General features: G+C 43.0%; 20 protein-coding genes and 1 pseudogene. 17 read left to right on the forward strand and 4 right to left on the reverse strand.

From position 1 onward, the window contains the following. Positions 1-13 precede the first annotated feature (13 nt). The 3 genes from CDC37_RS08295 (at position 14) to CDC37_RS08305 (ending at position 3,953) form a co-directional block, all read left to right on the forward strand. Positions 14-367: an FHA domain-containing protein gene (locus CDC37_RS08295; protein WP_172892769.1), complete on the forward strand. Its 354-nt coding sequence runs from the start codon at positions 14-16 to the stop codon at positions 365-367. A gap of 141 nt (positions 368-508) precedes the next feature. Further along, positions 509-1,249 carry a M50 family metallopeptidase gene (locus CDC37_RS08300; RefSeq protein ID WP_096621329.1) on the forward strand — a complete coding sequence of 247 codons (741 nt, stop codon included), beginning with the start codon at positions 509-511 and terminating at the stop codon, positions 1,247-1,249. A 109-nt stretch (positions 1,250-1,358) separates the two neighbouring features. Next, the gene (locus CDC37_RS08305; protein ID WP_096621330.1) at positions 1,359-3,953 is read left to right on the forward strand and encodes a GAF domain-containing protein; all 2,595 of its coding nucleotides are present in this window, start codon (positions 1,359-1,361) and stop codon (positions 3,951-3,953) included. A gap of 529 nt (positions 3,954-4,482) precedes the next feature. Here CDC37_RS08305 and CDC37_RS08310 read toward each other — a convergent pair. Continuing rightward, positions 4,483-4,755, reverse strand: coding sequence for a DUF7219 family protein (locus CDC37_RS08310; RefSeq protein WP_096621331.1), 273 nt, complete (start codon positions 4,753-4,755; stop codon positions 4,483-4,485). Between the two features lie 581 nt (positions 4,756-5,336). Here CDC37_RS08310 and purC point away from each other — a divergent pair. The 8 genes from purC (at position 5,337) to CDC37_RS08350 (ending at position 16,381) form a co-directional block, all read left to right on the forward strand. After that, the gene (gene purC / locus CDC37_RS08315; RefSeq protein ID WP_096621332.1) at positions 5,337-6,077 is read left to right on the forward strand and encodes a phosphoribosylaminoimidazolesuccinocarboxamide synthase; all 741 of its coding nucleotides are present in this window, start codon (positions 5,337-5,339) and stop codon (positions 6,075-6,077) included. Between the two features lie 543 nt (positions 6,078-6,620). Further along, positions 6,621-9,155 carry a BamA/TamA family outer membrane protein gene (locus CDC37_RS08320; protein WP_096621333.1) on the forward strand — a complete coding sequence of 845 codons (2,535 nt, stop codon included), beginning with the start codon at positions 6,621-6,623 and terminating at the stop codon, positions 9,153-9,155. Between the two features lie 100 nt (positions 9,156-9,255). Beyond that, entirely contained in the window at positions 9,256-10,092 is an 837-nt protein-coding gene (lpxC, locus tag CDC37_RS08325) for a UDP-3-O-acyl-N-acetylglucosamine deacetylase (protein WP_096621334.1), read from the forward strand. A gap of 259 nt (positions 10,093-10,351) precedes the next feature. After that, complete coding sequence (gene fabZ, locus CDC37_RS08330; protein ID WP_096621335.1) at positions 10,352-10,843, forward strand: 3-hydroxyacyl-ACP dehydratase FabZ; 492 nt, start codon at positions 10,352-10,354, stop codon at positions 10,841-10,843. 251 nt (positions 10,844-11,094) lie between these two features. Beyond that, positions 11,095-11,916 carry an acyl-ACP--UDP-N-acetylglucosamine O-acyltransferase gene (gene lpxA / locus CDC37_RS08335; protein ID WP_096621336.1) on the forward strand — a complete coding sequence of 274 codons (822 nt, stop codon included), beginning with the start codon at positions 11,095-11,097 and terminating at the stop codon, positions 11,914-11,916. A 449-nt stretch (positions 11,917-12,365) separates the two neighbouring features. Continuing rightward, positions 12,366-13,538: a lipid-A-disaccharide synthase gene (lpxB, locus tag CDC37_RS08340; protein WP_096621337.1), complete on the forward strand. Its 1,173-nt coding sequence runs from the start codon at positions 12,366-12,368 to the stop codon at positions 13,536-13,538. 206 nt (positions 13,539-13,744) lie between these two features. Beyond that, positions 13,745-15,226: a DNA cytosine methyltransferase gene (locus CDC37_RS08345; RefSeq protein ID WP_157780683.1), complete on the forward strand. Its 1,482-nt coding sequence runs from the start codon at positions 13,745-13,747 to the stop codon at positions 15,224-15,226. A gap of 138 nt (positions 15,227-15,364) precedes the next feature. Further along, a complete protein-coding gene (locus CDC37_RS08350; protein ID WP_096621338.1) occupies positions 15,365-16,381 on the forward strand; it encodes a hypothetical protein in 1,017 nt (338 codons plus the stop codon). A 230-nt stretch (positions 16,382-16,611) separates the two neighbouring features. On the opposite strand, the gene CDC37_RS24110 is transcribed toward CDC37_RS08350, so the two are convergent. Further along, positions 16,612-16,782, reverse strand: coding sequence for a hypothetical protein (locus CDC37_RS24110; protein WP_231943315.1), 171 nt, complete (start codon positions 16,780-16,782; stop codon positions 16,612-16,614). A 661-nt stretch (positions 16,783-17,443) separates the two neighbouring features. Here CDC37_RS24110 and CDC37_RS08355 point away from each other — a divergent pair. Further along, positions 17,444-17,893: a DNA-binding protein gene (locus CDC37_RS08355; RefSeq protein WP_096621339.1), complete on the forward strand. Its 450-nt coding sequence runs from the start codon at positions 17,444-17,446 to the stop codon at positions 17,891-17,893. Positions 17,894-17,903: 10 nt separating this feature from the next. Continuing rightward, positions 17,904-18,141: pseudogene (locus CDC37_RS25735) on the forward strand (transposase); the annotation flags it as partial. Positions 18,142-18,143: 2 nt separating this feature from the next. On the opposite strand, the gene CDC37_RS25465 reads toward CDC37_RS25735, so the two are convergent. Next, a complete protein-coding gene (locus tag CDC37_RS25465) occupies positions 18,144-18,275 on the reverse strand; it encodes a hypothetical protein (RefSeq protein WP_255408908.1) in 132 nt (43 codons plus the stop codon). Between the two features lie 280 nt (positions 18,276-18,555). Between CDC37_RS25465 and CDC37_RS08360 the strand changes: the two genes are divergently transcribed. From CDC37_RS08360 to CDC37_RS08375, 4 genes are all read left to right on the forward strand, one after another. Continuing rightward, a complete protein-coding gene (locus CDC37_RS08360) occupies positions 18,556-19,530 on the forward strand; it encodes an NAD-dependent epimerase/dehydratase family protein (protein WP_096621340.1) in 975 nt (324 codons plus the stop codon). Positions 19,531-19,804: 274 nt separating this feature from the next. Next, positions 19,805-20,689 (forward strand): ABC transporter permease, encoded by an 885-nt coding sequence (locus tag CDC37_RS08365; protein ID WP_096626034.1) that lies wholly within the window; start codon positions 19,805-19,807, stop codon positions 20,687-20,689. A 72-nt stretch (positions 20,690-20,761) separates the two neighbouring features. Further along, positions 20,762-20,956: a hypothetical protein gene (locus tag CDC37_RS08370; RefSeq protein WP_096621341.1), complete on the forward strand. Its 195-nt coding sequence runs from the start codon at positions 20,762-20,764 to the stop codon at positions 20,954-20,956. Positions 20,957-21,601: 645 nt separating this feature from the next. After that, positions 21,602-21,988, forward strand: coding sequence for a Mo-dependent nitrogenase C-terminal domain-containing protein (locus CDC37_RS08375; protein ID WP_096621342.1), 387 nt, complete (start codon positions 21,602-21,604; stop codon positions 21,986-21,988). Positions 21,989-22,842: 854 nt separating this feature from the next. On the opposite strand, the gene CDC37_RS08380 is transcribed toward CDC37_RS08375, so the two are convergent. After that, on the reverse strand, positions 22,843-24,822 hold the full coding sequence (locus tag CDC37_RS08380) for a caspase family protein (protein ID WP_096621343.1): 1,980 nt from the start codon (positions 24,820-24,822) through the stop codon (positions 22,843-22,845). Between the last annotated feature and the right edge of the window lie 163 nt (positions 24,823-24,985).

Below are 24,985 nucleotides of genomic sequence, written 5' to 3' on the forward strand. Positions count from 1 at the left end.
CAAAGAATAACCCGTGCGCGCAATAACATTGATTCTTCTCCATCCCCAACAAATTAACCCAGCTCAATCTTGGAGCTTCGAGAATGAGCCAATTATCCGCATTGGACGCGCTACCGATAACCACGTCATCCTGTACAGTGCGGTGGTATCACGTCACCATGTGGAAATTCGTCAAGCAGGGGACAGTTGGGAAATCATCAGTTTGGGTGCAAATGGAACCTATGTTGATGGCGAAAGGATATCACAAGTTCCCGTTACCGATGGGGCAATTTTCCGACTGGCGCGTTCTGGGCCTCAGTTACAAGTTAGACTCGGAAATAGTAATTTGAATGCGATCGCCCGGTCAACTTCTGCATCTGCCCAATAAGTCCGGTTAGGATAGGAGCAGGGAAGAAAAATAGGAAGTAGAGACGACTAGACGGGTCATCTCTACCATTTCCTCCTATTGATTGCAATGGTTGTGTGTTGCTCCCTTCCCTAATTTCAAAAGGTTTATAAGCGAGGAACTATGGGCGATCGCTGGAAGCAATTGGAAGATATCTTCAAAACTGATGCTCCTGCGGAAATGAACCGTATGGGGCTTTCCTGGCTGATTATGGCTGGGATTCTCACCGCAGTTTTATGGCAAATACCCGGTGGAGATTATATTCTTTACCCATTTACAATTTTGGCTACCTGGTTCCACGAAATGGGTCATGGTTTAATGGCTTTGATTCTGGGGGGGAATTTTGTCAAACTGGAAATTTTTTCCAGTGGTTCTGGGGTCGCAACCTATGCAGCTCCCTTTTCCTGGAGTCCGATTCATCGCGCTCTAGTCGCTGCAGCAGGACCAATGGGACCACCGATTGCCGGAGCAACTTTAATTTTAGTTTCCCGTAATCGTCTTGCCACCAATTGGTGTTTAAAATTACTTGGTGTATTTTTAATTATATCCACTATCATTTGGGTGCGATCGCCGTTTGGATTTGTGTTTATTCCCTTACTTGGGGCAGTAATATTTGGCTTAGGTCTAATACCCTCACCCTCCATCAAGGGATTTATGATACAATTCCTCGGCGTACAAGCCTGTGTGAGTACCTATCATCAACTAAATTATTTGTACAGTTATCGTGCCGGTCCCTTTGGACTTTCCGACACCGCCCAAATCCAACAGGAATTATTCTTACCCTACTGGTTTTGGGCTACCCTCATGGCAGTCGCATCCGCCGCTATCCTCTTCCAAAGTCTCCGCATCGCCTACCGTTCGTAAAAACAACCCGATGATTCCTATCTCTCAGGTCGTCTGTGGAGGTACAGGGAAATAAATAATTCTGTATTTGATCTGTATTCCCAATCCAAAATCCAAAATCCAAAATCCTATGACTCTCCCTAGTCCTGGTAGTGTTTTGGCTACCCTAACAGAATTAACACAGGTAAATCGAACTCACGTGCTGCTTCGCCGTGTTAAAGATTTATCGGTGAATGAGTTTTTTTGTTTGTTAGAGTTTATTACGGCAGAGTTTCAACAATTTTTACGGGCCATTGAATTAATTAATCATGAGGCCCTAGAAACTGTCCTAGAGCGAGTTTTAGAAGCAATTACCCTCAAAATTGGTCAAATTCTCCAGGCTGAACATACAACCATTTTTTTGGTAGACCGGGATAAGGGACAACTCTGGTCAAAAGTATCCCAAGATAATATCCTCAAACCCGTGGAAATGCGGATGCCAATTAATATTGGTATTCCTGGTCATGTGGCGACTACGGGTAATTGTTTGAACATCCCCGATGCTGCTGCCCATCCTTTGTTTAGCCCAGAATTAGAAAAACAAATGGGCTACAAAATGCGGAATATTTTGTGTATGCCAGTCATGAGTAGCAAAAATCAGACCGTGGCAGTAGTGCAATTGGCCAATAAAACCGGGGAAGCTGTTTTTGATGCGGAGGATGAAAAACGATTTCGAGATTTTGCGGCTTCCATTGGGATTATTTTGGAAAGTTGCCAGTCTTTCTATGTTGCTGCTCGTAATCAACGGGGAGCTACAGCTTTGTTACGTGCTACCCAAACTTTAGGACAGAGTTTGGATTTGGAAATCACCCTACAAATTGTCATGGAACAAGCACGGATTTTAATGCAGGCTGACCGCAGCACCTTATTTTTATACCGAAAGGAAATGAACGAACTGTGGACAAAGGTAGCTGCTGCGGATGGAGAAAGAATGATTGAAATTCGCATACCTGCAAATCGGGGAATTGTTGGTTATGTAGCATCCACGGGACAGGCATTAAATATTACCGATGCTTACCAAGACCCCCGCTTTGACCCCACTACTGACCGCAAGACGGGATACCATACCCGCAATATTTTATGTTTACCTGTGTTTAATTCTGCCAATGAGTTAATTGGGGTGACACAGTTAATTAATAAACAGCAAGGCAGTTTTACCGCTTCCGATGAGGAATTCATGCGGGCTTTCAATATTCAAGCGGGGATTGCCTTAGAAAATGCACGTTTGTTTGAAAGTGTTTTACTAGAAAAACAGCACCAAAAGGATATTTTACAAAGTTTATCCGATGCGGTTATTTCCACGGATATGGATGGACGCATTGTCACCATTAATGATGCAGCTTTGGAATTATTGGGATGTCCGATTAGTGACGCTCAGGAACGGGGTGATAAATTAATTTGGGAAAGTCATCTAATTGGGCGTTTAGTTTGGGAAGTCGTGCCAATCGAAAACTTGCAAATGCGCCTCGAAGATAGTTTAAAATCAGGAGCGCGGCACTTTGTCCCGGAACAAATACTAACGGTGGGAGTATACCAAGAACAGATTTTGAATACAGACGGTGCAGTCGATGGGGAAAATGTGGAAACAATTCCCGGAAAATCGATGTTAGTGGTTAGCGATCGCAATTGTCCCCAGCAGTATATCCCCTGGAATCAAGTTTTGACTCCTCCAGGAGAATTTATTCCTGCTTCCCAAGTGAAATTATTAGAGCGCAGTATTAATTTAACTGTTAACCCCCTCACCAACCCAGAAGGTGGTGTCCGAGGTGGTTTGGTGGTGTTGGAAGATATTAGCCGCGAAAAACGGATGAAAACCACCATGTATCGTTACCTTACCCCCCGTGTTGCCGAACAGGTGATGGAATTAGGGGAAGATGCTTTAATGGTGGGAGAACGCAAGGAAGTAACAATTTTGTTTTCAGATATCCGGGGTTATACCACCCTGACGGAAAATCTAGGTGCAGCTGAGGTTGTTTCCCTCCTCAATCAATATTTTGAAACAATGGTGGAGGCTGTATTTAACCACGAGGGAACCCTGGATAAATTTATTGGTGACGCTTTGATGGCAGTATTTGGCGCACCCTTACCCCTGACTGAAAATCATGCTTGGAAAGCAGTCAAAGCCGCGTTAGAAATGCGAGAACGATTAGCAGCCTTTAATCAACGCCGTGTCGTCGCAGCCCAACCCATGATTAATATTGGCATTGGTATTAGCTCCGGGGAAGTGGTTTCTGGTAATATTGGCTCCCACAAACGTATGGATTACACCGTGATTGGTGATGGGGTTAACCTCAGTTCCCGTATCGAAAGTGTCACCAAAGAGTACGGTTGTGATATTATTCTCAGTGAATTTACTTATCAAATGTGCTGCGATCGCATTTGGGTACGTCAACTAGATAAAATCCGCGTCAAAGGCAAACACCAAGCTGTAAATATATACGAACTAATTGGCGACAGAACCACAGAACTTGATGCCAACACCCAAGAGTTTCTCAGTCATTACCATACTGGACGTGCAGCCTATTTATCCCGCAACTTTGAAGGTGCAATCAAATCCTTCCAACGGGCTAAAACCATCCGTCCGACTGATACAACCGTAAGCATCTACCTCCGACGCTGCCAAGATTACCTTTTCCAACCTCCTCCTGCTTCATGGGACGGAACCTGGACAATGGAAAGTAAATAGGGAGCAGGGAATAGGGAGAGATGTAAAACAAGTCAGTGGGTGTAAATATGGTTAATGTTGGCAGAGAGTTAGAATTGCTACGTTTCTACTGTCACCTGTCAATTGTCAACAAACCCCAAGGGAAGTATATTAACGTGAATTCGACGAATTATAAACGCTACAATCACTGTGAATCAATAATTTTGAAAGTTAAGGTTTAAAGTAACCTCATCCATTAGTTGAGAACAAAGTCAATAACTGACTGATTCCAGGTTTAATGATTTTATTCTCAACATCATACTTGGAGGTTTTTAAAAACTTCTATTTTCTGCGAATGCTACTGGACAAGAGCTTCAGGCTTTATAAATCATCGAACTCACGTTATATTCGTGTGTGAAGTATAAAATGATTCAAACTGCTTTCTGGGGCGTGTCATCAATTAGCTTGAGAACGCCTAACAGTATTAAATTATAGGCTTTCGGTTCATGGGAAGTGATAATTGCTGAAATCCTTGCTGTCAAAGCTGTTCATTTTACATTGATGACAGACTCTAGGGTTTATCTCCATTATCACCACTACCATTACCATCCTGAAAGGGATTTTCACCAATTCTGAGTAGTTTTTTCGCCTGTTTAAGTTCCTTCCACAGAGCTTTAATTTGCTCATAGGCTTGCTCTGGGGGGATTTTCCCTGCGGTTTCGAGGTTACAAATATAACTTATCTTTTGAGCAAATTCCTGTAAATTGGCGTTGAATACCAAGTTTTCCGGTTTTACTTGGCCATAGTAACGACTGCGCGGGTAGAGAAAATCGTCTTTGTCCACTCTAACTATCTCCCCATATAATTTGTTTGAATATTTTGGATTGGATAATTACTTGTATCTACTGATATATTTCCCTTTGGGTTTGTTGACAGGCTGATAATTGACCGTTAACTTTTTAGACAAAAAGCTCACTATTTGAGTGCGTAAAGAATATTTAGTTAGTTAGTTGTACAATCAATAATGTTTTTGCCTGTATTAGCGGATATTCAAATTTATTCAGCTAAACTCCCCTTTTGATTCCACTGGTAATCTCTGAAGGGACGTACCATCAAGTAACATCCCTTAGACTTGCTATTGTAACTTTAGTTCTGGTTATCTAGCAAATTGGATGGGAAATCGGGAATTTAACCAGGATTTTGACAAAACTTCGATTGAAAAAATCTGTATTTGTGCAGATGACAAAATTCAGAAGGAGTTCATAGGACTATTCCCAGTTCCCTACTCCCTATTTTCCCGCGAGCATGAAAAAGGGATGTTTGCAATTTCCTGGGGATAATAACGAATAACTAAAGGATAAAATAATAAAGCTGATAAGGCAAAAATGCGCAACAATACCCCGTCACTAACAATAGTATCCCACCATGTCTGTTTCTACCAACCCCACGAAATTATACGAAGGCAAAGCCAAAGTTATTTATACAACTTCCGAACCGGAAATTTTACTAGCTACCTATAAAGACGATGCAACCGCCTTCAATGCTCAAAAACGTGGCAGTATTGCGGGCAAGGGAAACATTAATTGCACAATTTCCAGTCATTTATTTAGGTATCTGGAAGCACATGGGATAAAAACCCATTTTATTGATACCCCTACTGACAATCAAATGCGGGTACGGGCAGTTAAGATTATCCCGATAGAAGTAGTAGTACGGAATATCGCGGCTGGAAGCCTATGTCAGCAAACTGGATTACCTTTAGGGACAGAATTAAAATCGCCTTTAGTAGATTTTTACTATAAAAGTGACGAATTAGGTGATCCACTGTTAACACGCGATCGCATTTTGTTAATGGAAATTGCCACACCTGGACAAATTGAGACGATTACTAATTTAGCATTGCAGGTTAATCGCTTACTACAGGAGTTTTTTCGCCGTTGTGACATTATCTTAGTGGATTTCAAATTGGAATTTGGACTAGATGCACAGCAACAGATACTACTTGCCGATGAAATTAGCCCCGATACCTGTCGATTGTGGGACAGCAGCCAAACAGATGCCAACCTGCGAGTTCTAGATAAAGACCGTTTCCGTAGGGATTTAGGTAACGTTGAAGGTGCTTACCAAGAGGTGTTGCAACGGGTGTTGAAGGCTGTGAGTAGCTGACAGTTAACTGTCAACTTAATAATCCAAAATCTAAAATGCTTTGGGTGAAATTTGAAATATGTTAGTTGTCAATCATTACAAGCTGGAAATTTTGGATTACCCTGAGAACACATTGGCGATAATTACGTCGATAACTAAACAAATCCAAAGATGGTTCGGGTCAGTTTTGACGGATATAACATGTACGGACGTAACGTGTACAGACGTAACATGTACAGACGTAACATGTTACGTCTCTACTCAATCATCGATTCATAGATATAATCTGTACGGATTACTCCTGAACTAGATCATCTTAAGATTGGCGAGGAAATCTCGGGAAATGGCCAATAGCTTCTTGTTGGTATACATCCCGGATCGATTCCTAGGGGTAGTCTAAAATCAAAAAATGCGAGATTGGGATTACTCTGGTTTTCAAGAAGCGATGTCAAGCGAATTCAAAAAAATCTCCGCAAGACGCAACTTTCAGGTAATCCAAAATCTAAAATCCAAAATCTAAAATCGGTTTGACGGTGTGTGGACGTGAAGAGGAATCTAGAGAAAATGCGCTTTTACCCAGTATTGGCAACCGTAGTAGCAATTACTACGCCCCTAAGTAGTTCGATGGCAGCTCAAGCCCAAACTCCCAGTGCTGTGACGGAAAAATCAGAAAATATCACAGTTGAGACTACATCCTCTCCACCAGGGGAACTGGAGTCGGAAGTTCGGGACAATGCCCAAAATCAACGGGAAAATCAACCTCAAACCTCTCTCCCAATTGAGACTCAAGACACAACAGTCGCAGTGAGACCAGAGTCAATTGGTCAGGAAAATCAGCAACCTGCTGTTAACAGTACAGTAGATACAATTCCTACAGACGGTGCTGTCAACTCGAACAAACTGGCTAGACTGAAAGCAGTACTATCTCAAAGTAAGGCGAAACAAGGGGCAAATTCTCCTCAAGCAGCAGCAAACTACCCAATCACCACACAAGTCCCCAATCGTACAACTAAAACAGCTGCTCAATTAATTCCCGCCAACAACGGGAAATCAATCGCTCAAACCTTTCCCCCAGAAACTCCAACTGCACCCGCACCCCTACCCGATTTACCCACCCCTCCCAACCAACAACCGGGAATAGAAACTCCACGACAAATTCCTAATAATACCCCAGTACCACAACAACAGCCTCAATTTCCCAATACCCCTACAAACAACCAACCGGGAACAACTAACTCCGAAAGCGAACCACAGGTTTTAGTTGCCGAGGTTTTAGTCCGTCCCGAAACTGGACAATTAACCACTGAACTAGAAAACGAAGTATATCGAGTAATCCGCACCCAACCGGGAAGGACAACCACGCGATCGCAATTACAACAAGATATCAACGCGATTTTTGCTACAGGATTTTTTGCCAATGTGCAAGCAGTACCGGAAGACACTCCAGTGGGTGTGAGGGTTAGCTTTGTCGTTCAACCCAATCCAATTTTAACTAAGGTGGAAATTCAAGCCAATCCCGGTACAAATGTTCCTTCTGTTCTCCCTCCGGGAACTGTCGATCAAATTTTTAAACCCCAGTACGGTAGAATTTTAAACTTGCGGGATTTACAAGAAGGTATCAAACAGTTAAATAAACGCTATCAAGACCAAGGCTATGTACTCGCCAACGTCATCGGCTCACCCCAAGTTACAGAAAACGGAGTCGTCACCCTACAAGTAGCCGAAGGGGTAGTGGAAAATGTTCGTGTCCGCTTCCGCAACAAAGAGGGTCAAGACACCGATGACCAAGGTAGACCAATTCGCGGACGAACTAAAGAATATATTATTACCAGAGAGGTCGAACTCAAACCCGGACAGGTCTTCAACCGCAACAAAGTTCAACGAGACCTGCAACGGGTATTCAACCTGGGATTATTTGAAGACCTAAATATTTCCCTTGACCCCGGTCAAGACCCCAGCAAAGTAAACGTAGTGGTCAACGTCGTCGAACGGAACAGTGGCTCCATTGCCGCAGGTGCAGGGATTAGTTCCGCCAGTGGTCTATTTGGAACCGTCAGTTACCAAGAACAAAACTTTGGTGGTCGCAACCAAAAACTCGGTGCCGAAATACAAGTTGGTCAACGGGAATTATTATTTGACCTACGGTTTACCGACCCCTGGATTGCGGGAGACCCCTACCGCACATCCTACACCGGCAATATATTCCGCCGTCGTTCCATTTCCTTAATTTTTGACGGCAAAGACCAGGACATCCGCACCTTTGATATTGGCAACCCCAACAATGAAGGCGATCGCCCCCGTGTTCTCCGTTTAGGGGGTGGTATCAACTTTACCCGTCCCCTCTCCCGCAACCCCTTTGAACGCTCCGAATGGGTAGCCTCCGCCGGATTACAATATCAACGGGTTTCCATTCGTGATGCCGATGGAGATATTCGTCCCATTGGACGGGTGCGCAACGACTCCAGTAACTCCACCACTTCCACCTCAACAAAAAATATACCCTTGAGTTTTAGTGACGGGGGAGAGGATGATTTACTGTTTTTACAACTTGGTGCATCACGCGATCGCCGTAATAGTGCCTTACAACCAACCCAAGGCTCATTCCTACGCTTCGGAGTCGATCAATCCGTACCCGTAGGTTTAGGAAATATCTTCCTCACCCGTCTACGCGGTAGCTATAGCCACTACTTCCCCGTACAATTCATCAAAACCAAAGGACCCCAAACCCTAGCCTTCAACGTCCAAGGTGGAACCATTTTAGGCGACCTACCTCCCTACGAAGCCTTTACTTTAGGTGGTAGTAACTCCGTCCGCGGTTACGAAGAAGGTGGACTTGGTAGCGGACGCAGTTTCCTGCAAGCTACAGCCGAATATCGTTTCCCCCTTTTCTCTGTGATTAGTGGAGCCGTGTTCTTCGATGTTGGTAGCGACCTGGGCACAACCACCGAAGCAGCCAGAGTCTTAAATAAAGATGGTTTCGGTTACGGTTACGGACTAGGTGTTCGTATCCAATCACCCCTCGGTCCCATCCGCATTGACTACGGTATCAACGACGACGGAGATAACCGGATTAACTTTGGGATCGGCGAGCGATTCTAAAATCCAGAATAAGTTCTTGGGGAAGCAACAGGGGCGGAAGGGAAATTTAATTGTCTCCTGTCTCCTGTTTCCTGTTTCCTGTCTTCTAAATTAATTCCAGATGCAAACTACCCTCAAAAATGCGATCGCCCAATCAGGTATTGGGTTGCACAGTGGTCATCAAACTCAGGTGCGTATTCTTCCCGCCCCACCTGGTAGCGGGCGTTACTTTATTCGCACCGACTTAGCTAATTCACCCCAAATACCAGCCCACGTCAGCAGTGTTAGCCAAACCGTTCTTTCCACCCAACTAGGAGATGGAGAGGCATCCGTGCGTACCGTTGAACATTTACTCGCAGCTTTGCAAGGAATGGGAGTCACCAATGCCCAGATTGAAATCGATGGACCAGAGGTTCCCCTCCTTGACGGTTCCGCTCGCATCTGGACAGAAAGTATCGCCTCCGTCGGTATCGTTACCCAAACTACAGAGCAAGACCCAGAGGAAACCAATACCCCAACCATCAACGAACCAATTTGGTTACGAGAAAACGATATCTTTGTCGCCGCCATTCCCTCCCCCACCCTGCGATTTACCTATGGTATAGATTTTGACTTGCCAGCTATCGGGAATCAATGGCACAGTTGGCAACCATCCTCAACTCCAGATGAATTTATCAATGAAATCGCTCCAGCGCGAACCTTTGGATTACTTCATCAAATTGAATATCTCCAAAAATCCGGGTTAATAAAGGGCGGTAGTCTGGAAAACGCCCTAGTTTGTGGTCCAGAAGGTTGGTTAAACCCACCCTTGCGATACCCTAACGAACCTGTACGCCATAAAATTCTGGATTTGGTCGGAGATTTAAGCCTTTTAGGAACAATCCCCACTGCCCATTATCTCGCCTACAAAGCCAGCCATAATTTACATGTACAGCTAGCCCGGCAGATTTTGGGGTAGGGGGAGCTTTCGGGAGCGGGGGATACAGGTATGCAGGGATGGGAAAATGTTTGATGTTGTAACCCCTATCCCCTAACACCTAGAGACAACCCGTCGGGTCATCTCAATCCAAAATCCAAAATCCAAAATCCAAAATAAATAAACGACCAGGTATGCTGTAAACAGAAGAAATTGCAGAAATTATGGTTATTTTCAATTTCTTCTAGTGGGAAATATTTCCCATATCCTCGAAAATACTAAATCTACAACCAGGTCATTCATGTCAACAGTTGATACTCTCCAAGTTTCTCCCGCCACTAATCATCCCGCAGAAACAAAAAAAACCTTTAGCGTTGAAGAAATCCAAAAACTTCTCCCCCATCGCTATCCCTTTGCTTTAGTAGACCGAATTATCGATTATGTCCCCGGTAAATCCGCAGTTGGCATCAAAAACGTCACTGTCAACGAACCCCAATTTCAAGGACATTTTCCCGGACGACCACTGATGCCGGGTGTACTAATTGTGGAAGCAATGGCTCAGGTCGGTGGTATTGTTTTAACCCAGCTACCGGAATTAGAGGGCGGTTTATTTGTATTTGCCGGTATCGATAAAGTCCGCTTTCGTCGCCAAGTAGTTCCCGGCGATCAACTAATCATGACTGTGGAACTGTTGTGCGTCAAACAGCGTCGATTTGGTAAGATGCAAGCGCGCGCCGAAGTCGATGGACAACTGGCATGTGAGGGAGAACTGATGTTTTCACTCGTAAGTTAAGATTAATTCCGCACTTGGTAGGGTGCTGCATCTTCGTGTATGTACCCTTACCGACTTTTGCGGAATAATGCTAGTAAAATAAGTTGATTAAATTAGTTTGACATTTAGGTTTGACTAAATCCGATTTTATCGTTTAAAACCGTTAAACGCCCTCACACACGCCCTTGTTCAACCGACATTTTTTCTTTATTTACGACTAAAACAAGTCACAACTAGTCAACAGCAAGCTTACTGTTTGTGGAGATGCACCCTTGAAGACGCTTATTCATCCAACAGCTGTTATCCATCCAGATGCAGAACTTCACCCGACGGTGCAAGTCGGTGCCTATGCGGTGATTGGAGGGCATGTCAAAGTTGGTCCAGAAACGACAATTGGTCCCCATGTCGTCATTGACGGCTTAACGGAAATCGGTGCGCGCAATCAAATTTTTCCTGGCGCGACGATTGGTTTGGAACCGCAGGATTTAAAATACGTTGGCGAACCCAGTTGGGTCAAAATTGGTGACAACAACATGATTCGCGAATATGTGACCATTAACCGAGCTACTGGTGCTGAGGAAGCAACGGTGATTGGGAATAATAATTTGCTCATGGCCTATGTCCATGTTGGTCACAATTGTGTGATTGAAGATTCCGTTGTCATTGCTAATTCCGTGGCTTTGGCTGGTCATGTGCATATCGAATCTCGCGCTCGTTTGAGTGGGGTTTTAGGCGTACACCAGTTTGTCCATATCGGTAGACATGCAATGGTGGGCGGAATGGCCAGGATTGACCGGGATGTTCCCCCTTTTATGACCGTTGAAGGTAATCCTGCCCGAATCCGCACGTTGAATTTAATCGGGCTGAAGCGTTCGGGATTTTCGGCGGTGGATTTGCAATTGTTTAAAAAGGCTTTCCGAATTCTTTACCGCTCTGATTTAACCTTCAAAGAAGCGATTGAGCATTTAGAAGAGTTGGGTGAAGCTGAATATTTGCAGCATTTACGTAGATTCTTGTTATTATCACAAATGCCTGGACGACGGGGTTTAATTCCTGGGAAGGGTAAGGCGGCAAAAAGTGGAGGCGAAGAGTAAATAACTTGATCCTAAAAGAGCAGGGAATGGGAAGTAGTGAGTAGGAATAAACTATTTTCTTATTTGGCTTCGCCGTCAGCGTCAACCGAAAGGCTGTGTTCCAATGACATGGGGAACTTGCTTGTGAATCGGTAGTGCTTAGAGACGCGACATGTCGTGTCTGCACGGGTAGTAGAAATAGGCTATTTAGACGTTTTTGTGGCGTGGAAAGCTTGTTGCGAATCACTTTGTATGCGTTGTCGCAGAAAACTCCGCGCTATGGGTGTCTACCTGTCAAGCTAAAGCTACATGGTTTGGCTTTGTCGTCAGCGTCAGCCTCAGGTTTGTGTACTAGGTTATAAAGCTATAGATGCAAGCCTTCCCATAGGTATAGCGCTCTAGCCAACTGCCCCCAGTATATTTTGTCTGCCCATTAACTTTGGATAATTGAATAGGCAATTAAATCACAAATGCGGATTTTTATTAGTACAGGCGAGGTTTCGGGAGATTTACAGGGGACTCTACTTGTGGAAGCGCTGCAACGTCAGGCTGCTAGTAGGGGTGTTGAACTAGAAATAGTTGCCCTGGGTGGGGAGAAAATGCACCAAGCTGGGGCGAAAATCCTTGGTAATACCAGCAAAATTGGTTCGATGGGGTTATTAGAAGCTTTGCCCTATGTTTTGCCGACAATGCGGGTGCAGCGTCGTGCTTTGGATTATCTGCGAGAAAATCCCCCTGATGTGGTAATTTTAATTGATTACATGGGGCCAAATTTAAGTATTGGTGCTTATATGCGTCGCCATTTACCCCATGTGCCTGTTTTTTATTATATTGCTCCTCAAGCTTGGGCGGCTTCAGTACGGGTAATTACAGCCCAGACCACCTCAAAGGTGATTAGTGTCAGCGATAAATTGCTAGCGATTTTCCCGGAGGAGGAAAAGTATTATCAAAAACATGGTGCGGATGTGACTTGGGTGGGACATCCGTTGATTGACAGAATGGAAGAATTTCCTGCTCGTGAAGAGGCTAGAACTGAGTTAGGGATAGGTGGGGATGATTTGTGTGTGGCTTTATTACCTGCTTCTCGACGGCAGGAGTTGAAATATTTGTTACCAGTAATTTTTGGAGCGGCTGCCAAGATTCAAGCCCAATTTCCCCAGGTGAAGTTTTGGATTCCCCTGTCCTTGGATGTATATCGGGATGCGATCGCCAAATCTATCCATCGCTACAAATTAAATGCCACCATCGTTTCCGGTGAGCAGCAAAAACAAGTATTAGCGGCGGCCGATTTAGCCCTGACTAAATGTGGTACTGTCAATCTGGAATTAGCATTACTCAAAATCCCCCAAGTTGTTTTATACCGGGTGAGTCCATTGACCTATTGGGTAGCGAAAAATATCCTGAATATATCCATTCCTTTTGCTTCACCACCGAATTTAGTTGCCATGCGTGCTATCGTCCCCGAATTTATCCAAACAGCTGCCACCGTTGATAATATCACCCAAACCGCCATCGCATTACTCACAAATCCCACCCTCAAAGCCCAAATGCAAGCCGATTACCAGCAAATGCGTACCCAACTCGGTGAACCCGGAGTATGCGATCGCGCTGCAACAGCTATTTTGGAATATGTTCAGTATTAGGGAGTTGGGAGAGACGCGACATGTCGCGTCTGTACGGGAATAATTACTAGAGAGTTGCATGGAATTTTACCCCACCCCCCGATATCGGGGGTGGGTTAGGGTGGGGTTCTTCTTTTTTCAAGTAATATTTAAATTTAATATTTCAACTGTTTCTTGCTGTATCCTGAATCCAAAATCCAAAATCTAAAATTCAAAATCGTCTGACTTTGAGTAGCGAACGTCAATTAAATCTGGCTTTCCCTAGCCTGTATAAAAATACTCGCCGTCCGGTGGCTGTGGATTTGTTTGCTGGTGCAGGTGGTTTTTCTTTGGGGATGGAACAGGCTGGTTTTGATATACTGGTGGCGGTGGAGTGGGACCCAATTCACGCTTGTACCTATGCCTACAATTTTCCCCAAACCCAGGTAATTTGTCGCAGTATCACCGATATTACGGTGGCTGATATTAATGCAGCTGCGACCCTTGGTTGGCAAAAGCATCGACAATTGGGCTGTTTTTATCCCCATACGACCAATTATCGGGAAAACCAATGGAATCACCAATTTGATTTAGTGTTTGGTGGTCCCCCTTGTCAGGGTTTTTCGGTAATGGGGAAGCGTAATTTAGATGATGAGCGTAATAGTCTGATTTTTCATTTTTTGCGGATTGTCTGCGCGTTGCGTCCGCGTTTTTTTGTGATGGAAAATGTACCCGGTTTAAAAAGTCGTAAGTATAAAGGTTTGCTAGAAGAACTGGAAGCGAAATTTATTGCAGGTGGGTACTGGACGAAAGCGATATGTTTGAATGCGATGGATTTTGGGGTTCCCCAGCGTCGCAAACGTCTATTTGTGATTGGTGGTAGATACCCAGAGGATGGGGTGTTCCTGGAACGTCACCTCCAACCTGTTAAGTTTCGGACTACAGTCAAAGATGCGATCGCGGATTTACCTGATATCGATCAATTTCGCGAGTTCGTAACTGGGGATGAATATTTACTAGATGATGAATACTTCGATAAAATTAACGCTAATGCTAGTGATTACGTTCGGTTTTTACGCAAGCAGCATCACGCCTGTTGCCTCAAGTCGGGGAACCCGCCCACGGCACTGACTCCTCCTTTAGCACAGACAACCTCGCAAATCGTTTCTAAGACCTGCACCAATCACCAAGGAAACAGTTTTGATTTACCGGATTTTTCCTATCCCCGTCACTGGAACCCCAAATTACTCACTAGTTCCATGCAAACCCAACACCGGGAATCATCCAGACAACGCTTTGCTCAACTTTCCTACGGAGAATTAGAACCAGTCAGTCGTTTACGCAGGTTAGATTGGAATGGATTTTCCCATACCCTCCGCGCTGGAACCGATAGCAGTCGGGGACGACATACATCTCCCCGTCCCATCCACCCCCTGTTACCCAGGGTCATTTCTGTCCGCGAAGCTGCAAGATTGCACTCATTCCCGGATTGGTTTCGCTTCCATTACACAAAATGGCATGGTTTTCGCCAAGTTGGTAACTCGGTACCACCCTTACTTGCAAGGGGAATTGGAAGTGCGATCGCAAAAACCATGAATATCGAACTGGAAATTTCCTTATCTGCTAGCAATTCTGAATCTGGGAATTATTTTAATTGCTGTTTACAACTCGGTAATCCACAAATCTTGAAATTCAATCCATCGGAAGCACGAGCTTTTTGGCAACAATAAAACTAATATAAACCCTCTAATACCATTTCACTTCAATTTTGATACATTTTCTATTTTCTCCCCTTGTTCTCCTCAATGTATCAACTTCAAAGCAAAACATTATAATATTAATCCAAAATCCAAAATCCAGCATGTCCCATGAATACACAAAACAAATCACAACAAATTCAATCCCCTTGGTGGCGGTGGCCAATTGAATTTTTATTCCCAGATAAAAGATTTGATGGACAATTTCAAAATCCAGGGAATGAAAGAGTGTTTGATTTTGATGATGTCATGAAAAGTGAAAATCCTATCACGATGATTGCCGAACAAATTACCTACTATCCAGAAAATAATCGTCGTGATTTTTTTGGGATATTTATTTCTGGACTGGGACAAAAAGAAGCGGAAGCTTCCAGACGTAGCCGAAGATATGCTGAGACTTTAAATACGGGAATCGCTAATTTACATAACGCTTCTTACTTAAAAAGAAACCCTATTCTCAGCTTTATTAATCGTTATTTAGATTGGATTAATGCCGGATTAGACTATATGGGATTATCCGGAAGTCCTGTGATTAAAAATTCTGCGGCTTTAATTGATTACGCAGTTGAACATAATCTACCAATAAATTTTTCCGGTGATAGTTTAGGAACAATTCTACTTGCAAGGGGAATTAATCTGGCTAAAAGACGATATATTGATGCCCATGCTCTTTTTTGGAATTTCTCGGCTAGACGTACACAAGAAAAAATATGGGAGGAACGTAGTCGTCATTTAATTAATGTATTTTTATTTGGTAATGCCTATTTTCGCTGGGCTAAAGGACCAAAATATATTATGGTATCTATTGCTGGCGATATTGTCCCTGAAAAGTTTGGCATGACACCCCAAAGGGCTATTAAACAACAGCGAGATGATATTAAATTTATAATTTTTCCCCCCATGTTTCCCCAGGGTAGTTTTGAAGCCCATAATATGATGTTTACGACCCAACTGTTGCGACAAACCATGATTAAAAACCATCTTGCAGTTGGTGATTTTGTCGGCTTGTATCAAAAGCTGAGTCAAGGAATTTTAGAACTAGCTAAACCAGATGAAATCTATTGGCCAGATGATATGGCTGATTTCACTTGGAATCCTGGTAGCTTAGGGTATCTATCCCAGTTGTAAATGTAGAGTCGAATATCAAGATGTTTGAGTCTATGTGGAGAAAATTATTTGCTCATTTTAGGTACAAGGTGATGACGGCTATGTAAATACCTAACCAAAAATACCTTATTCATCACCTCTGTATCCTGAATTCTAATTAGGTTTTTTGGCGATCGCTAAACCGAAGCATCAATCAGCAGATATTTTACCTATCGAAAAACATCTCCATTTTTCTGCTAAATAACCGCTTCCTAGGCAACATCCGCCGCTAATTCCGGTACTTCGGATCTATCGGCAATTTCTACCACGGCTAGTTCCTCTTGTTTCTGCTCCTTCGACAAAAGTAATGATAGGATTCTCGGCAAAACCAAACAGACAACAGCATTAAAAACAGTGAGGACTAAACCATCAGTTAAACGCATAGATTCTGCCACCTTCACTTCAATTTACACCTGTTTTTAGTTTGCAATACATTCAACTAAAATGATGCAATTGATAGATTTGATTTTCTTTACCTATGTATAAGTTTTTGTTGATGGATTCAATTAAAACGCGTAGCGATAGTCTATAGCATACAGCAAAATCGCAGTTGAATCAATATTAGAAAATATTAGGAGCATTCCACTTTTTTCCCTTGTCATGGTGATTAACTGGAACATCAGAGCAAGTTTATGACTCTCGAACAAAGTAGGGAATTGCTTGCATATGTTGCTGACATTAGTACAGGTTGGTGGAAATAAACCGAGTATCAGTTGAGTCAGATTATCTAGTGACTATGCTCTGGGTGGTCACTCAGTCAGCGAGGGCTACTGCCTTCCTTCATTCACGAGGCAGGAGTCTCGTAGATTCTGCCCCACGCGGAGCATGGGCACGAAGGACAAGGTAGCGTATTTACGCCGCGTGGTACTAGATTCGCTTGTTACTTCTTCCACAAATTGGAAGAAGTTTTTTCTCTCTTGTCAAGAATACGGTATTGCTTGGGAAAGATTTGGTTCAGATTGCAAAATATTACTTTTTTCAGCCCTAGTACAAGAATTCTGATAATTTAACTCTCAGAAAAACTATAACGTTAGAGTTTTTTTGATGACTACCGTTACTAGTACAAAAGCATCATCACTATTGGGGATTAGCGATTCCAGAGTTCGACAATTGTTGGGGGAAGGAAGGATTGATGGTGCGTATAAAGAGGGAAGGTGTTGGCGAATTCCCCTATTTAAGGGGATGCCAAGGATTATTGCTGGGAAAAGGGGTCCGAAAGGACATTGGCGGATGAGAATCCAGAAAGTTCGGACTTATATCCATGTGAATAAGCATCAAATTGCCCGCAATCGTCGTGAAAATCAACAACACCCGGTAATTGTGGTAAGGGCTGGCAAGGGTCGTCCCAAGTATTGCAATGAAGTGGAAATTAGGGGAAGTTGTCGGTTGGTATATCGACCGGAGCAGCCTTTGGGGTGTAGTGGGGCGGTGTTGTGGATTGAAGTCGAGCCAGAGGTCGAGATTGTCACCAAAAAACGATGTCAGGTTTACTGAAAGCGTATTGAGGGTCGGACAAGGCAAAAGAAGATTTAGCCTTAATCTTGTGATGACTAAACTTCCTCATACATCTGACAACTGCAATTGCAGTTTCATTTCTAGTTATCAACTTATCCACTTATCTGTGGAGACTTTTACGCCTGTTTTTATCTATAATTTTGGGAAATTTATTATTGTTTGAAACTATTCAAAATAGAAAATCCATAACATCAACTAATCCAAAAGTGTTGAATTTCGATACATAACTTTACAAATCTAGGGGCTTTGCACGAATTTGAGCTTCTATTAATAACAATGAAGTCAATTGCGGGGTAAATTTGGTATCACCAGCACCAATACACAACTTGGTATCAACCGCTAAAATCTTAAGATTCAACACTTGTGCAACTAATCATTGCTCAATTCCCTTATAGTTCATATGCGCTGAAATAAATTCTCTCTACTTTTTCAACAAGCCCTACTTACAAGTGAGTCCCTCATCTAAGCGCAGCCTTCTCTAAGAGAACATTTGTACGTAACAAAACCAAAAAAAATGGTTTATTCCTACTCTCAACTCCCTATTTTCTAGCCAGTTAAGTAAAAGCTTGACAGTTAGGGAATCAAAGCTTACTATCTGCCCTCTAGCTAGTTTATTTTGACTGTTATTTATTAAAAATCCTATGTCTGATGATATTTTGACAAATCACTCTCAAAAACGAGTTTTAGTCACTGGTGCTAGTGGATGTGTGGGACATTACATTAGTCAAACCTTAATCCAGCAAACAAATCACGAATTATTCCTATTAGTCAGAAATCCTGACAAACTCCAAGTTGATACAAATGTTCGTGGTAATGTGCATGTAATTCAAGGGGATATGCAAAAAATCGAACAACACAGTGACCTGCTAAAAACTATCGATGTGGCTATTTTGACCGCAACCGCTTGGGGGGGGGACATGACCTTTCATGTGAATGTCAATAAAACCCTAGAATTAATTAGTTTGCTAGACGAACAACGGTGTGAACAGATTATTTATTTTTCTACCGCTAGCGTTTTAAATCACAATGATGAATTATTACCGGAAGCAGGGGAGTTAGGGATAGATTATATTCGCTCCAAATACCAGTGCTTAGAAAAAATTGAAAAACTACCCATCTCCTATAAAATTACCACAGTCTTCCCCACCCTTGTCCTTGGAGGTGATGAGAAAATCCCCGTTTCCCATATTTCTTCTGGTATTCCGGAGGTGACAAAATACATTAACCTGATTAAATTTTTGCGAGCAGATGGTAGTTTCCACTTTATCCATGCACAGGATATTGCTACCGTTGTCACCCATCTGGTAGACCATCCTCCAAGTGCTGATGGTCCTCGACGCTTAGTCTTAGGACAACCGCGTTTGACCGCAAATCAAGCGATTGAAGAGGTTTGTGCTTATCTTCACAAAAAAATTTCCTTTCGCATACCCCTTTCCATTACCCTTGCCAACATTATTATTGCCGTTTTCCGGATTCAGATGGATGGGTGGAGTCGTTTTTGTATGAATTACCGCCATTTTACCTATAAAAATATTATCAACCCTGCTACCTTTGGTTTAACTAATTACTGTGCCACTATGGCTGATGTTTTGAAATTGAGTGGAATTGAACCGTAGTTTGTAGAATACAGGAGACAGAAGGGGAAATGAGATAATACATTGATACTCTCAAATACTTAATATCGATTCCCAAAATGTTGGCAACATATCAATATGAGACGTAGCAGTCCTACGTCACTACAAAATTCGACAAAATTCATCTGTCGTCTGATTTTGGCAAATTGGTATAATAGTTTTCTCCTCTGCATCCCCTACTCCCTATTACGGACGTAACATGTTACGTCTTTCCCTGACCACAAAGATAATTTTTCCCACCAACTTAATAATTACTATGGCTGTCACCAGAAGTCCGTTACCACAATTTTTACGGTTGTCAAAAACCTCCAGTTTATCCCAGCGTTTAATGCTGATTGGATTGGTAATTACGGTATTTTTTATTTTGATTGCTCTACTTGCACCCCTATTGCAGTCCATTGGTTTACTACAAAATCCCACCGAATCCTTAAGTAACCCCATACACGTCCCACCCTCTGAAAAATACTGGTTTGGTACTAGTCGTCAGGGCTATGATGTGTTTTCACGGACTTTATTTGGGGCGCAAGCTGCTTTACAAGTGGTAATATTAGCGACATCCTTGAGTATGCTTGTTGGTGTACCCTTAGGAATGGTTAGCGGTTATGTCGGTGGTCGCTGGGATAAAGCTTTACTATTCTTAATGGATAGTATCTATACAATTCCTGGACTGTTGCTGTCTGTTACTCTGGCTTTTATTGTCGGTAGGGGGATATTAAACGCTGCGATCGCTATTAGTATTGCCTATATACCCCAGTATTATCGGGTTGTTCGCAACCATACCGTGAGTGTGAAAACGGAGGTATTTGTTGAAGCCGCTCAAGCAATTGGTGCGAATACTTGGCAAGTTTTATCTAAGTATTTATTTTTCAATGTAATTCAAAGTGTTCCTGTACTATTTACCTTAAATGCAGCCGATGCCATTCTGGTTTTAGGTGGTTTAGGGTTCCTAGGACTGGGTTTACCCCCCGAAGTACCTGAATGGGGACATGATTTAAAATTGGCTTTGCAAGCTTTACCTACCGGGATTTGGTGGACGGCTTTATTCCCTGGATTAGCTATGACTTTGATGGTGGTCGGTTTGTCTTTGTTTGGGGAAGGGTTGAATGAAATCATCAATCCCCGATTGCGTCAACAACGATAACTGCGATATTCCCGAATCTTGAGTTATAGTCTTGATTGTTATTTTTATGGTAATTCTGATTAAGGGTTAAAGGTGAAAGATAATATTTCCTTAATTGCTGCTGCTGCTGGTGGCTTTATGCTATCTATGGCGTTAACTGGTATTTTACACGGTACACCAGTTACTTCCTTGTCCAAGCATGTTCATGTTGAAAGTTATTCGGTTCGGGTCGCTGCTGCTGACAAAAATCAAAATACTACCCGAACTGCGACTAATTTTGAGCGCTAAACTTTGGCGATTTTGTACCCAACAAATACCCAACCCAGCAGGGAGGAATATTCCACAACCTGATTTCTCCCTGAAAATTATGTATAACGTAGCGATACACACTGTTTGGCTTGACAAGTTAAATTAGCATATGAGCAAAAGATTAGGGCTTGGTGCTGAATCGATATGGTTTCACGTGTGTCGCTGAAGGATATATTTCTTCAGATACGGTGACACATGGTTTTGGGATACCGTCTGAAAAATATCCTCAATATCAAATGAAGACAGAAATGGTTATCTCACTCAAAAATCCTGAAAATATATAACTTTCATAGGCGCTTTCATGTGCTTAGTATAGATTTTTGTCAATACTTGTCCAGTATATTGACACAAAGTATTTTTTTTGTGTTACATTTCTTCCCGTAGGCAGATGCCTTGATGAAAAGTTTAATTAAGTCAAGTTATTGACAAGATGACAACATTACACTACCCGTTCCGTGAAAATTACGGTTAACTAGACAGTAGCAAGTTGTCTCAACTTGCACTGAAACGATTTTGCCAAAATTTCGTCCAGAATTCTAGTAATCATCCGGGAACGGTCGTGATTGAGTTGTAGATTTTCTTCGATGTAGTTCCAAGCCCTCAATTCTTTCAGAGGAGTGAACCATGAAGGTATTTAATAATACCAGCCACAAGATTTTTTTCGCGAGTTGGGTTTCACTCAATTCCCCAGAGGAAGAAGCAAACCAGGCGTTAACTTCTACTTCAAAACCGAAAAAATGTCCGTTTTGTCAGTTTGATGTTCTCAAACCTCTACGCCAGTTTATCGATAACATTCAGGTGCGCGATCGCAATTTTGCCCATCGAGTTTGCCGCCTAGTTCCACCCCAGTGTCCTTTTGAACGGGATATCAAGGTTTTCGGTAAAACCATTTTCCATATACCCCCTCTCTGTAAACTGAATCCCCTGTATGAAGAGGTTGTTAGTTTACGCTTCCGAGCATTGTGCTACCTCGCTGATGAATGTGGTGAGGATGTAACTCAGTATTGTTAATTGATTAGGTCAACAATTGCTAGTTTCCATCCTGAACCACTGTTTACCAACCTGTAACTAAACCTGTAATTGTCCGTTAATTCGAGTTTGTACACACCAAAAATCTACGAGATAAAACACCGAATTGAATCACTCGGCTACTTCTGATTTATTCCCTGTTGAATAGCTGTGTACAAATTTAACTGTCAGCAAGTCATTTGCTAGGTCAGCCAAACCTTACTGGGAAAAGAGTATACTCAATTGTTGAAAACGCTTTTCGGAGCGTTTTCCGCAGTTGAGAACTTTAAATTGATTTGAATTGAAAAAAATTGCCAAACAAGTTAAACAAGCTTGGACTTTGAGGTGATAAATGACACCCTAAGAAAGTTGGATGTCTGGCACTAGCAAATAATTTAACAATGGGATCACCAGATTAATCGAAATTATCATAAAAACACGGTGAACGTGATCCCCGTATTGAATTTATATAGTTAAAACAGCATTTATGCTGCTTTTTTTTACAAATTTTAATATTCTCCTCATTTGCGGGACTATACCTGTATTTCTCCCTAATCCCTACAACTTAAGGGGAGTAGGGAGTAGCCTAGATGTACTGCTTACCAGTTCCTGTTCAAACCGCAAAGCGGCAATTTATAATGGCTAATGGCCTTGGCGTAGTACTCGACCACATAAGTTTAGTCTGAGGGGTTTGTAGTAGTCGCTCTAGCTCCGAAAAAGAGTTAATGCGCTATACCCGCAGGGTTGTTGTAGACTAGCGCTACTACGTGCCCTCCTTCAACCATTAATTAAAATAATGGCAACCTTACCGCAGGCTATTACAAATTACGAATTACGAATTACGAATTACAAATTACTTATTTAAGACGAGTTTTCCAGATTGTGATTGACTTTTGGGCTTGATCTCGCGCTGAGGTATCTTCCGGAACTAAAATTGCAGTAGCGATCGCAGCTTGATAATCACCCTTATTAGCGCGTTCCTGGGCTAATTTGAGGATTTGCTTGCTCCACTTATCGATGGCATTTTCGGCGATATCAGCCCCTGGTTCGCCGCTAGGAACACGTTTAGCCACCTCAATTGCCCGATTATAGGTAGATGCTTGACCGGGTTTAATCAGCTTTTGGGCAGCTTCCACCACGGTTTTGTTGCCAAAATAACGTTTAGCATCACTACGCCACTGACTGATGGAACTTTGAGCTTCCGAGTACAGGGGTTGGTTTTTGGTTATCAATTCAGCAGCTGCGATCGCATTTGTGTATTGGCGTTTTTGAGCGCGAGTGGTAGCGATTTCCAGTAGCATTTGATTCCAAATTTTAATATTGGTTTGTGCCCGGGCATACTGGGGACTATCAGGTTTAATTTTACTAGCGATGGCGATCGCGGCTTTTAAATCGCGGGGAAGATAGGGCTTAAGTCCCAATTTTGCTAATTCTGTGCGAGCTAGTTCCCGACCGTCTTGGCTAGGTTGATGGGTCGGAGTCGGGGAAGTGGCTACTAGGGGTGTATCTGGTGGTTTTTCCTCCCCATCTACCTCTAGAGGCATAGTCAGGGCATTACTAGGTGAAGATTTGCGCGGTTGAGCAAAGGAAGTTGAACCCGGAGTCGCACTCAGGGTAGGAAAGGGTTGGGAAGGAACAGAAGACAATTTGGGTACAGGCTGAAAATTGGCAGAGGTTTCCGATAAGGGAGTTGCAGTGGTGGTCGGTTCAGTAGGAGTTTGGTTTCCTTCCCGATGGCGAATAGCGAGAAATAAAATTAACCCCATTGCCAAAGCTGCACTGACACTCCACAGCAGCAAATGTATCCAGAGGGTGCGTAAAGGAGGTCGTTGGGGGGTTTTAATTAAAGCCGAGGTATTATCCGTTAATACTGAATTCGCAGGGGGAAGGGAAGGGGGAAGGGAGGGAGTATGATCAGGAGAGACAGATTGATTTTCCGGTGGTTCCAGATGGGTATAGCCCCAAGTGGGAGGAGAATCAATTGACGCAGATTGAATGGCTGGAGAAACTGGTTTAGGAGTAGGTTCTAGTCGAGGTGCAGCCACTGCGGCAGAAAATAACTCCTCCGGTAACACAATTGCTGCTGCATCCAAATCGGTTTCCAGATTCAAATCACCGAGAATTTTTTGTTTAGCATAGTTCATCACCGTCACCGGATTTTGGGTCGGTCGCCAATAGTGTTGACACAACTCAGGAGTGCGTACACTTAAGTAAGCCTCCAATTCCCCTAAAGTATTGCCATTTCCCGACCGTAAAGCCTCCAATAAAGCCGCAGTAAAAAAGCCGTGACCCAATTCCGTAGTTTCATAGGAAAATTGCTCCGGTTGACAAGATAAAATCGTCGAAACCTGTAGCTTTTGAGCCAATTCAATCGTTTCCTGCCCGACAAACACATCTGGATAGGTTCCCATTGCTCGGTTAATATCCAGCAACAGCAACACCTGCACCCTTGCAGCTTGCAAACACTGCATCAGCGCACCAACTTCCACACCTGTCTCTTCTACCCGCTTGTAATTACCATCAACAGGCATTAAATAATCTTTGCCATTTTCGTTGACACCATAACCGCTAAAGAAAAACCATACCCGGTCCCCCGGTCGCCAACAAGCAGCCGCCAAATCTTCCAGCAGTAAAATAATATTTTCCCTTGTTGGTTTCGTAGAACGGTCGCCAATCGGAGGAGAAGTATCACTCATGACAACACATTGCTGGGGTGAAAACCGACCCTTGGTGACTAAAAAATCGCGTACTGCTTGAGCATCTGCCTGAGCGCAAATCAATGGTTGAAAATATTGATATTGATTGATGCCAATTGCGATCGCCCAATTGTTTGCCATCGCTATCACTGTATATAAGTCTAAATTTACCGATAGAACTTGGGGAAATAGGTGCGCGCATAGAAGGGAGGTATCAATTCATTACCTTCTGTTTCCGAATCACTGTACCGCCGTCGTTAGCTACTGTGAATTGCTTGCTCCTGATATTCCCTATTCCCACAGT

It is taken from the genome of Calothrix sp. NIES-3974 (assembly GCF_002368395.1).
Lineage (GTDB): Bacteria > Cyanobacteriota > Cyanobacteriia > Cyanobacteriales > Nostocaceae > NIES-3974.